Raw genomic sequence first — 11,292 nt, 5'->3', positions numbered from 1 at the left:
GCTGTACGGCGTCGACCCGGTCACCATCGGCAACGCGGCGAAGCTGTTGGCCGACGAGGACCGAGCCGACCACATCGACCTGAACTTCGGGTGCCCGGTGCCCAAGGTCACCCGGAAAGGCGGCGGGGCGGCGCTGCCGTGGAAGACCGACCTGTTCGAGCAGATCGTGCGTGCCGCGGTGGCGGGGGCCGGCGACATCCCGGTGACGGTGAAGATGCGCAAGGGCATTGACGACGACCACCTCACCTTCCTCGACGCGGGACGTCGGGCGCAGGATGCGGGCGCCGCGGCGATCGCGCTGCACGGCCGTACCGCATCCCAGTTCTATTCCGGCCAGGCCGACTGGAGCGCCATCGCCGCGCTCAAGCAGGCGGTGACCGACATCCCGGTGCTCGGCAACGGCGACATCTGGTCTGCCGAGGACGCTGTCCGCATGATGGCGGAGACCGGCTGTGACGGTGTCGTGGTCGGTCGCGGCTGCCTCGGCCGGCCGTGGTTGTTCGGCGACCTCGCCCGGGCGCTCGGCGACCCGAACGCGGGGGAGCCGGTGGATGCCACCCTCGGGTTCGTCGCCGACGCGTTCAAGCGCCACGCGGAACTCCTCGTGGAATTCTTCGAGGACGAGGGCCGCGGGTGCCGCGACATCCGCAAGCACGTGGCGTGGTACTTCAAGGGCTACCCGGTCGGTGGCGACACGCGCGCGCGGCTCGCGACGGTCTCGACCCTGGCCGAGATCGACGAGCTCCTCGCCACGCTCGAGCTCGACGCGCCTTACCCGGGTGCGGCGGCCGAGGGGCAGCGCGGACGTGCCGGCACGCCCAAGCGGCCGGCGCTGCCGGAAGGCTGGCTCGACAGCCGCGAGATGGACCAGGACCAGTCGACGCAGCTGGCGGAAGCGGAGCTCGATACCAGTGGTGGTTGATTCACCCGGCGCGATCCGCGCCGACGGCTACGACACCGCCGCCGCAGAACGGTTCGCCCCCGAGCAGCATCGTTCGCAGCGTGACGACTTCGCCCGCGACCGCGCGCGCGTGCTGCACTCCGCAGCCCTTCGTCGCCTCGCCGCGAAGACCCAGGTCCTCAGTCCCGCGAGTCCGGCCGATTTCGCGCGTAACCGCCTGACCCACTCCCTTGAAGTGGCGCAGGTCGGCCGTGAACTCGCGACCGCGCTGAACCTCTCGCCCGACGTCGTCGACACCGCCTGCCTCAGCCACGACCTCGGTCACCCGCCCTTCGGTCACAACGGTGAGCGGGCCCTCAACGACTGGGCCGAGGACATCGGCGGCTTCGAGGGCAACGCGCAGACGCTCCGCATCCTCAGCCGGCTCGAACCGAAGATCCTGGACGACAGCGGCCGCAGTCACGGACTGAACCTCACCCGGGCGAGCCTCGACGCGACCTGCAAGTACCCGTGGACCGCCGATCACCCGGTGCCCGACCCGGGTGGACGGCTGAAGTACGGCGTCTACGCCGAGGACGCGGACGTGTTCCGGTGGATGCGAGAGGGAGCGCCGGGCCGGGTGCGCTGCATCGAGGCCGAGGTCATGGACCTCTCCGATGACATCGCCTATTCGGTGCACGACTTCGAGGACGCCATCATCAACGGCTACCTCGACCCGCGGCGACTCAGCGACACCCGCGAGCACGAGTCGATCCTGTCGGCCATCCAGACCTGGGTCGGCTACGACTTCACCCGTGAGGAACTCGAGGATGCGCTGTTCCGGCTCATGCGCCTTCCGGAATGGATCGACTCCTTCGACGGCAGCCGTGCCGCGATGGCCCGGCTGAAGAACCTCACCTCCGACCTCATCGGCCGCTTCGCCCGCGCCGCGACCTCGGCCACTCGCGAGGCGTATGCCGGCCCGGTCCTGACCCGTTATCGTGCCCACGTGGTCGTGCCGCGCGTGATCGAAGCCGAGATGGCCGTGCTCAAGGGCACCATCGGCGCGTTCGTGGTGTCGATCGAGGGACGAAAGACCCTGTACAAGGAGCAGCGGCGGCTGCTCAAGCACCTCGCCACCGCCCTCTGGGATGCGCCGGAGAACCTCGATACCCTGCACGCCGAGGACTTCGCGCGGGCCGAGACGGATGCGGCACGCCGCCGCGTCGTCGTCGACCAGGTCGCGAGTCTCACCGACCGCTTCGCCATCTCCTGGCACAGTCGCCTCGTCGGCGACGTCGACCTCACGACACTCGGCATCTGGGTGCCCGGGGGGCGCAGCATCCATTCGTCCTCGTACGCGCTGCCCGAACCGCTCGAGGGGCTCTGATGGCCGGCCGCATCGTTCAGGCAGACGTCGACGAGGTGAAGGCCCGCACCAACATCGCCGATGTCATCGGGGAGCGCGTCGCGCTCAAGTCTGCCGGCGTGGGTTCGCTGAAGGGCCTGTGCCCGTTCCACGACGAGCGCAGCCCCAGCTTCCACGTGCGCCCACAGGTCGGCTTCTACCACTGCTTCGGCTGCGGCGAGTCGGGCGACGTCTACACGTTCCTGCAGCGGATGGACCACCTCTCGTTCACCGAGGCGGTCGAGCGTCTCGCCGCCCGCGTCGGCCTGACTCTGCACATGGAAGAGGGTGGCGGCGCGCCGCGCGAGCGCGAGACCTCCGGCCGGGCGCGGCTGTACGAGGCGAACGGCGCGGCGGCCGAGTTCTACCGTGCGCAGCTCATGACCCCCGAGGCGGAGCCCGGCCGGCGGTTCCTCGGCGAGCGCGGCTTCGACGCCGGGGCGGCCGCCCACTTCGGCGTGGGCTTCGCGCCGAAGGGATGGTCGAGCCTTCTCGATGCACTCACCGCGAAGGGCTTCACGCGGGACGAGCTGATCACGGCGGGCCTGCTCTCACAGGGACAGCGGGGCGTCTACGACCGGTTCCGCGGCCGTGTGGTGTGGCCCATCCGCGACGTCACCGGGCAGGTCATCGGGTTCGGCGCCCGCAAGCTCTTCGAGGACGACGGTGGGCCCAAGTACCTCAACACGCCCGAGACCCCCATCTACAAGAAGGCGCAGGTGCTCTACGGGCTCGACCTCGCCAAGCGTGACATCGGCCGCGGCGACCCGCCCCGGGTCGTGGTCGTCGAGGGGTACACCGATGTGATGGCCTGCCACCTCGCCGGCATCACGACCGCCGTCGCCACCTGTGGCACCTCGTTCGGCGCCGACCACATCTCGGTGCTCCGCCGCATCCTGGGGGAGAACGCGTCGGCCGAGATCGTCTTCACCTTCGATCCGGATGCGGCGGGTCAGAAGGCCGCGGTGCGGGCCTTCACCGAGGCGCGGAACCTCAACGCGACGAGCTTCGTCGCCGTGGGGCCGGACGGTCTCGACCCGTGCGATCTGCGACTGAAGAAGGGCGACCAGGCGGTCGTCAGCATGATCGAGGCGAAGGCCCCGATGTTCGAGTTCATGATCGATCAGCGCCTGTCGGGTGTTGACCTCGGCACCGTCGAGGGACGCCTGCGCGGCCTGCAGTCGACGGCGCCGCTGCTTGCCGACATGCGCGACGAAGGACTCCGCCACGGGTACGAGCACCTCCTCTCCCGCCGCCTCGGTGAAGAGCTGGGTCAGGTGCGCCGGGAAGTGGGGCGCGCGATGCGCCGGCCCGCGGAGGGTGCGACTCCGACCCGTGACGGTGCCCGCCGCGACAGCAGCGAGTCCACCGCATCCGATCCCGGCGACCAGGGTCCGTCCATGGTTGCCGTGACCATGGCGTCGCTGCCGCGCACGCCCGAGGTCAGCCTGGAACGCGATGCGATCCAGGGATTCCTGCAGTACGGGCACCGGATCGACCAGGCCGACCTGCGAGCAGCGCTCGACGAGACCTTCCGGCACCCCGCCCTCGAGGCGATTCGATCCACCATCGCCGCCGTGCCCGACCACACGCTGCCCGGCTGGGCCGTGGCCGCGGTGCAGGCGGTGCGCGAGCCGTACCGGACCCTCGCCGCCGAGTTGCTGACGGCGGCTTTCCCGGCGAGCAACGACGCCCTCGCCGTCACCACCACGCAGGAGCTCGCCCACAACATCCGGTTGCGCGCGCTCGACCGCACAAAACGCGAGCTGCTCGGCGCCATCCAGCGCGTGCCCGCCGACTCCGAAGAGGGACGCGCGGTACGGGTCCAGCTGCGCGAGATCGACGCGCAGCGGCAGCTGCTCGTCGGCGACGCGTAGCGTCACGCCGGTTCCGACAGGCAGGATGGCTTCATGAGTGCCGACACCGCGACGACCGTCAGTATCTCGTGCAGCGATCTGTCCATCGCCGACCACTCCGGGCGGCGCCTCGTTGACGGGGTGACGTTCGTGCTGCCTCGGCGCTCCGCCCTGATCGTCGGTGGCGCGACGGGCTCCGGCAAGTCGACGCTGGCCGCGGTGCTCGCTGGACGGGCGCCCGAGGGCGTGCACGTCGACGGCGGCGAGGCGTTCGTCGAGGGCACCTCGCTCCGCCGGAAGGGCCGGAAGCTCCGTGGTCTCGGCGTGTACGCCGGATACGTCGGTCAGGCCGACGGTGCGACACTGCCGCCGCGTCTCACGGTCGGTGAGATCATCGGCGAGCCGTTCACCGGACGGGTGCGCCGCCCGAACGGGCGTGCGGTCGCGCTGCGGGTGGCATCCCTGCTCGACGAACTGGCACTGCCGCTCGGCCTCGCGGCGAAGTTCCCGTACGAGCTCAGTGCCGGGATGCGGCAGCGGGTCGCGATCGCGCGGGCGCTCATGCTCGACCCGCGTCTCATCGTGGGCGACGAGATCCTCGCGAACCTGGACGTGGAGGCGCGACGGGTCGTGGGGGAGGCGCTGGGGCGTCGCCGGGCCGCCGGCGCGTCGCTCATGCTCGTGACCAATGACGTCGAGGCGGCTGATGCGTTCAACGCCGATGTGCTCGTGCTGAAGGCGGGGCACACGCTCGCCTACGGGCACGGCAGTTCCGCCGCGAGAGGCTTCCTCGGCGACACGGCGGTCGCGCCCTGATGTCGTGAGCACCCCTCGGGGTTTGCTAATATGGACGGGTTGTCCTCGCGAGGGGGCAGCTGATCCTCGGTAGCTCAATTGGCAGAGCAATCGGCTGTTAACCGATAGGTTCTTGGTTCGAGTCCAAGCCGGGGAGCCACCCCAGAAGCCCCGCCCCGTGCGGGGCTTCTGCCATTTCGCAGCGGGTCGCAGCATGTCCCACTTTCTGTCGCTTTGAGCGTCTCAGAACGGCAGAAAGTGGGACATGTTCTGCCGAATTGGCGACATGCGGCGCAGCATCGCTGCCGGCGGGTCTGTCCCCGATGTCGGAAGTGGCGGATACTGTGTCGAGCCTGCGGAGGACGACAGCGACCCCGCAGTCCGACCCCCTTGGAGACCTCGTGCTCGGCAAACTTCTGCTCCGCTTTCTCGCGCCGTACCGGTGGCTCCTGCTGGTCGTCCTGGTATTCCAGGTCGTCGCGGCAGTCGCGTCACTGTACTTGCCGCGGCTGAACGCGGACATCATCGACCAGGGCGTCGCGCGCGGCGACACCGCCTACATCTGGTCCACCGGCGTCGTCATGCTGGGCATCTCGCTGGGTCAGATCGTGGCGTCGATCATTGCGACCTACTTCGCCGCCCGCGCCGCGATGGCGGCCGGCCGCGATATCCGCCGCGACGTGTACGAGAAGGTCAGCGGATTCTCCGAACGGGAGGTGTCGCGGTTCGGCCCAGGCTCTCTCATCACCCGCAACACGAACGACGTGCAGCAGGTGCAGATGCTCGCAATGACGGGCGCCACCATGCTCGTGACTGCCCCGCTCCTCGCGATCGGCGGCGTCATCATGGCATTGCAGCAGGATGTCGGACTCAGCTGGCTGATCGGTGTTGCCGTGCCGCTGCTGCTCGTGTTCGTGCTCGTCATCATCAGCCGCATGGTGCCCCTTTTCCGGACCTTCCAGCAGAAGCTGGATGCGGTGAACCGGGTCATGCGCGAGCAACTCACGGGTGTGCGGGTCGTCCGCGCGTTCGTCCGTGAACGCATCGAGGAGGAGCGGTTCGGTGTCGCGAACACCGACATCATGGTGGTCGGCCGCAAGGTCGGCTCGCTGTTCGTGCTGCTGTTCCCCGTCGCCATGCTCGTCCTCGACGTCACGATCGTCGGCGTCATCTGGTTCGGCGGGATCCAGGTGGATGCGGGCAACGTCGAGATCGGCACCCTCTTCGCGTTCATGCAGTACGTGGCTCAGATCCTCATGGGTGTGCTCATGGCGAGCTTCATGACGATCATGATCCCGCGCGCCGCGGTGTCCGCGGAGCGCATCGAGGAGGTGCTCGCGAGCGAGTCCACCCTGGTGCCAGCGGAACATCCGGTGACCCAGTTCCCGGCGCCCGGGACAGTCGCCTTCGCGGATGCGGAATTCACCTATCCCGGCGCCGACCAGCCGGTGCTGCACGGCATCACGTTCGAGGCGCGCCGCGGCGAGACGGTGGCGATCGTCGGATCGACCGGGTCGGGCAAGACGACCCTCATCTCCCTCATCCCACGGCTGTTCGACGTCACCGGCGGCGCGGTGCGGGTCGGCGGGGTGGATGTGCGCGAAGCCGACCTCGACCGCCTGTGGGCGGGCATCGGGCTGGTGCCGCAGCGTCCGTTCCTGTTCTCCGGCACGGTCGCCTCCAACCTCCGCTTCGGCCGCGAGGAGGCGACCGATGACGAGCTGTGGCACGCCCTGGAGATCGCCCAGGGGCGCGACTTCGTCGAGGAGATGGAGGGGCAGCTCGATGCGCGCATCGCGCAGGGCGGCACCAACGTGTCCGGCGGCCAGCGGCAGCGGCTCGCGATCGCGCGGGCGATCGTGCACCGGCCGGATGTGCTCGTGTTCGACGATTCGTTCTCCGCGCTCGACCTGGCGACCGACGCGAGGCTGAGGCAGGCGTTGTGGCGGGAACTGCCCGACGTCACCAAGATCGTCGTCGCCCAGCGCGTGTCCACGATCACCGACGCCGACCGGATCGTCGTGCTCGAGGACGGCCGGATGGTCGCGGTCGGCACCCACGACGAGCTGCTCGAGACCAGTGAGACGTATCGCGAGATCGTCGAATCGCAGCTGGGGGTGGACGCGTGAGCACCCCCGACAGCCTCACCGAGGAGGAGCGCCTCGAACTCGAACTCGCCGAAGAGGCACGACGGAACTCGGGGGATTGGGACAGCGTCGCGCCCGGCAAGGCGTCCGATTTCGGCAAGAGTTTCGGCCGGATGATCGGGCTGCTCCGCCCGCACGCGGTCGCCTTCATCTTCGTCTCGTTCCTCGGTGCCCTCGGCGTGGTGCTCGCCGTGATCGCGCCGAAGGTGCTCGGCGAGGCGACGAACATCGTCTTCGAGGGCGTCGCCTCCAGCGCGCTGGCGGGGTCCTTCCCCGCCGGCACCTCGCAGGCCACGGTCGTCGAAGCCCTCCGGAGCGCCGGCCAGACCGACATGGCGAACATCATCGCCGCGATGGACGGGTTCTCCGTCGGCGCAGGCGTCGACTTCGACGCGCTCCGGCTCGTGATCATGGCAGCGCTCGCGATCTACATCGCCTCGTCGTTCCTCAGCTGGATCCAGGGCTACGTCATCAACGTGATCATGGTGCGCACCATGTGGCGGCTGCGGGAATCGGTCGAGACGAAGATCAACCGGCTGCCGCTGTCGTACTTCGACCGCGTGCAGCGGGGCGAGCTGATCTCCCGCGTCACCAACGACATCGACAACATCACGCAGACGATGCAGCAGTCGCTCTCGGGCGTCGTCACCTCCGTGCTCACGGTCGTCGGCGTGCTCATCATGATGTTCTCGATCTCGTGGCAGCTGGCGATCGTCGCACTCATCTCCCTTCCACTCATGGCCGTCATCTTCGGCGTCATCGGACCCCGGTCGCAGAAGGCCTTCGGCATCCAGTGGCGCAAGGTCGGGCGGCTCAATGCGCGGGTGGAGGAGTCCTTCTCGGGGCACGCGCTGGTGAAGGTCTTCGGCCGCGAGGCCGACTCGCGGGAGAAGTTCCAGGTCGAGAACGAGGAGCTGTACCAGGCCGCATTCAAGGCCCAGTTCCTGTCCGGGATCATCATGCCCGGCATGATGTTCGTCGGGAACCTCACCTACGTCGGCATCGCCGTGCTCGGCGGCCTCATGGTCGCGGGCGGCACCCTGCGGCTCGGCGACGTGCAGGCGTTCATCCAGTATTCGCAGCAGTTCACCCAGCCGCTGTCGCAGCTGGGGGGCATGGCCGCGGTCATCCAGTCCGGCACGGCGTCGGCCGAGCGCGTGTTCGAGTTGCTCGATGCGCAGGAGCAGGAACCGGATGCGGCGGACGCCCCGGCCCTCGTCGACGGCCCCGGTGTCATCGAGTTCGAGAACGTCGCGTTCTCCTACGCACCGGAGCACCCGCTCATCACCGACCTGTCCTTCACCGTCGAGCCGGGACAGACCGTCGCGATCGTCGGGCCGACCGGCGCGGGGAAGACGACGCTGGTGAACCTGATCATGAGGTTCTACGAGCTCGACGGCGGCCGCATCCTCCTCGACGGGCAAGACATCGGCGCCCTCACCCGTGACGATGTGCGCTCCCGCACCGGCATGGTCCTGCAGGACCCGTGGCTGTTCGCCGGCACCATCCGGGAGAACATCCGCTACGGCCGCGAGTCGGCGACTGATGAGGAGATCGTGGCGGCCGCGACCGCGACCCGGGTCGACCGCTTCGTGCACTCGCTGCCCGACGGCTACGACACGGTCCTCGACGAGGAGGCGTCGAACGTCTCAGCGGGCGAGAAGCAGCTCATCACGATCGCGCGTGCCTTCGTCGCGCAGCCGTCCGTGCTCATCCTCGACGAGGCGACCTCTTCCGTCGACACCCGAACCGAACTGCTACTGCAGCACGCCATGGCGGCGCTGCGGCAGGGACGCACCTCGTTCGTCATCGCGCACCGGCTCTCGACCATCCGGGACGCCGACCTCATCCTCGTGATGGAGCACGGCAGCATCGTGGAGAAGGGCACGCACGACGAACTCATCGCCGCGGAGGGCGCCTACTGGCGGCTCTACCGGGCGCAGTTCGAGGATGCGGCGCCGGCCACAGAGGCGGTCCCGCCGGGGGAGTGACGGCCCGCGCCGTGTAGAATGAACACCGAGATGTCCGCGTCATCTGCGCGGCTCTCACCGAAGGCCAGGGCTTCCACCCCTGGTCTTCACCTTTTGGTGGGTGCGGTCCCGTGGATAACGTCGTGCACGTGAGGTCTGGTCACTAGGCTCGGGGGACATCCCGCCACCTGGAGGAACAATGGAGATCGCCGCCCTCGGAGCCATCGGACTGCTGGTGGTCGTCATCGCGATCGTGCTGGTCGTCGTCCTGGTCATCGTCCTGATCCTGATCCGCGCCTGGTACCGCGTCGCGAAGGCCGACGAAGCCCTGGTCATCGTCGGTAAGCGCCAGAAGAGCACCGACGGTCAGACCTCGTCCCGCATCACCGTCATCACCGGTGGTGGCGCGATCGTCAACCCGCTCACGCAGCGCGGCGAGATGATCTCGCTGCGGGCCCGCCAGATCAAGATGGAGCCGACCGCGCAGTCGGCCAACGGCGTGACGGTCAACGTCAGCGGTGTGGCACTGGTGAAGATCGGGTCCGACCCGGAGTCGGTGCGCCGGGCTGCGGAGCGCTTCGCCTCGCAGGACAAGGCGATCGAGCAGTTCACCACCGAGCAGCTGGAGGGATCGCTTCGCGGCGTGGTCGCGACGCTCACGGTCGAGGAGCTCATGCGCGACCGGCAGCGGCTGAGCGACCAGATCGCCGAGGGCATCAAGACCGATCTCTCCAGTCAGGGGCTCATCCTCGACTCGTTCCAGATCCAGGGGATCACCGACCAGAACGGCTATATCGCGGCGCTCGGTGCCACCGAGGTGGAGCGCGTCAAGCGCGAGGCCGAGGTCGCCAAGATCGACGCCATCCGCGAGATCCGGCGCCGCCAGATCTCCACCGACGAGGCGAACCTCATCGAGCAGACCGCGCTCGACAAGAACTCCGCCGCGGCGAAGGCCGAGGTCGGACGCGCGAACGCCGAGGCCGAGCAGGCGGAGGCGCTCGCCCGCGCCGAGCGCCAGCAGGCGGTGCTCATGCAGGAGGCCGACAACACCCAGGCGCGTCTCGATTCCGACATCAAGCGGGTCGCCGACGCGAACCTGTACGAGCGGCAGCGCAACGCAGACGCGGACGCCTACGCCAAGGTCAAGGCGGCGCAGGCGCAGGCCGAGATCGCGGAGCAGGACGCCGTCGCCACCCGGGTTCGGGCGCAGGCGGATGCGGATGCCATCCGGCTCGCCGGTGACGCCCGTGCCGCAGCCATCACCGCGGAGGCGGAGGCGCTCTCACACAACCAGCAGGCGCTGCTCGCGCAGCGGGCCCTGGAGGCTCTCGTGCCGATGATGACCGAGTTCGCCAAGGGCTACGACAAGGTCGGGTCCATCACCGTCCTCGGCGGCGAGGGGGCGAGCGGTCACCTCGCCGCCGAATCCGCGACGGGGCTTCGCGCGACGTTCGAGGCAGTTCGCGCAGCGACCGGCCTCGACCTCGGTGAGATCATTCAGGGCCGCGTCGTGGGTCAGTCCATCGCGGACGGCCTGCAGACGGCCTCGTCTCCGGTCGCCGGGTCGCGCGCCGCGGAGAGCGTCGTTCCCGCCGCGGGATCCGAGGCTCCGGCACCTGCCGAGTAGGCCGGGCGGAGCCCGGGTCAGGCGTCTAGGTCGTCGACTCCCGGCATCCAGGAGGCGCCGGGGCGGTTCCAGCCGCGCTTCTTCGCGATCTTCTGCGCGGTCTTCCAGTCGTTGTCGCCCAGGCGGTCGACGTAGAGGATGCCGTCGAGATGGTCGAACTCGTGCTGCATGATGCGCGCGCGCCAGCCGTCCACCTGGATCCGGACGGCCTCGCCCTCGAGATCGGTTCCGGTGACGATCACCCGGTCGGATCGGCGGAGCGGGAACCGCTCGCCGGGGAACGACAGGCATCCTTCGGACTCGTCGTCCTCGTCCGGGTCGCCCGGCACCGGTGGAGTCATCCACAGTTCCGGGTTGATGATCACCCCGCGCCAGGGGGCGCCGTCGTCGTCCTGATACGTGTAGGTGTAGATCCGCAGTCCGACACCCACCTGGGGGGCGGCAAGACCGACGCCGGGCGCCGCATCCATGGTCTCGAACATGTCGGCGACAAGGGTGCGGATCTCGTCCGTGACCTCGGCGACGGGGGATGCGGGGGAGTGAAGGACGGGGTCGCCCATGATGCGAATCGGGAGTACGGCCACGCCTCAAGCCTATCGAGGGTCTCGC

General features: G+C 69.0%; 8 protein-coding genes and 1 tRNA gene. 8 read left to right on the top strand and 1 reads right to left on the bottom strand.

The genetic code is table 11. The features are described 5' to 3' along the window. From NT132_RS02160 to NT132_RS02125, 8 genes are all read left to right on the top strand, one after another. Positions 1 to 922: tRNA-dihydrouridine synthase (locus NT132_RS02160; protein ID WP_297784087.1), on the top strand; the 922-nt coding region annotated here is incomplete at its 5' end. Then, complete coding sequence (locus NT132_RS02155; protein WP_297784084.1) at positions 915 to 2,270, top strand: deoxyguanosinetriphosphate triphosphohydrolase; 1,356 nt, start codon at positions 915 to 917, stop codon at positions 2,268 to 2,270. The genes NT132_RS02160 and NT132_RS02155, both read left to right, overlap by 8 nt. Further along, a complete protein-coding gene (gene dnaG / locus NT132_RS02150) occupies positions 2,270 to 4,165 on the top strand; it encodes a DNA primase (protein ID WP_297784081.1) in 1,896 nt (631 codons plus the stop codon). The genes NT132_RS02155 and dnaG overlap by 1 nt, the downstream gene beginning before the upstream one ends. A 33-nt stretch (positions 4,166 to 4,198) precedes the next feature. Continuing rightward, the gene (locus tag NT132_RS02145) at positions 4,199 to 4,960 is read left to right on the top strand and encodes an ATP-binding cassette domain-containing protein (protein ID WP_297784077.1); all 762 of its coding nucleotides are present in this window, start codon (positions 4,199 to 4,201) and stop codon (positions 4,958 to 4,960) included. A gap of 63 nt (positions 4,961 to 5,023) precedes the next feature. Next, positions 5,024 to 5,099: transfer RNA gene (locus NT132_RS02140), tRNA-Asn, on the top strand. Between the two features lie 241 nt (positions 5,100 to 5,340). Next, positions 5,341 to 7,068 (top strand): ABC transporter ATP-binding protein, encoded by a 1,728-nt coding sequence (locus NT132_RS02135; RefSeq protein WP_297784074.1) that lies wholly within the window; start codon positions 5,341 to 5,343, stop codon positions 7,066 to 7,068. Beyond that, positions 7,065 to 9,077: an ABC transporter ATP-binding protein gene (locus NT132_RS02130; protein WP_297784071.1), complete on the top strand. Its 2,013-nt coding sequence runs from the start codon at positions 7,065 to 7,067 to the stop codon at positions 9,075 to 9,077. Before NT132_RS02135 ends, NT132_RS02130 begins: the two co-directional genes overlap by 4 nt. 178 nt (positions 9,078 to 9,255) lie before the next feature. Beyond that, positions 9,256 to 10,683: a flotillin family protein gene (locus NT132_RS02125; protein ID WP_297784068.1), complete on the top strand. Its 1,428-nt coding sequence runs from the start codon at positions 9,256 to 9,258 to the stop codon at positions 10,681 to 10,683. Between the two features lie 17 nt (positions 10,684 to 10,700). Here the strand turns inward: NT132_RS02125 and def are convergent, their stop codons facing one another. After that, a complete protein-coding gene (gene def, locus NT132_RS02120; RefSeq protein WP_297784065.1) occupies positions 10,701 to 11,267 on the bottom strand; it encodes a peptide deformylase in 567 nt (188 codons plus the stop codon). Positions 11,268 to 11,292 lie beyond the last annotated feature (25 nt).

Source organism: Microbacterium sp., from assembly GCF_026393345.1.
GTDB lineage: Bacteria > Actinomycetota > Actinomycetes > Actinomycetales > Microbacteriaceae > Microbacterium.
This window is presented reverse-complemented; position numbering and strand designations above follow the sequence as displayed.

Coding starts and splice junctions, on each gene's coding strand:
- dnaG (WP_297784081.1), top strand. CDS start 2,270: ATGGCCGGCCGCATCGTTCAGGCAGACGTCGACGAGGTGAAGGCCCGC.
- NT132_RS02145 (WP_297784077.1), top strand. CDS start 4,199: ATGAGTGCCGACACCGCGACGACCGTCAGTATCTCGTGCAGCGATCTG.
- NT132_RS02125 (WP_297784068.1), top strand. CDS start 9,256: ATGGAGATCGCCGCCCTCGGAGCCATCGGACTGCTGGTGGTCGTCATC.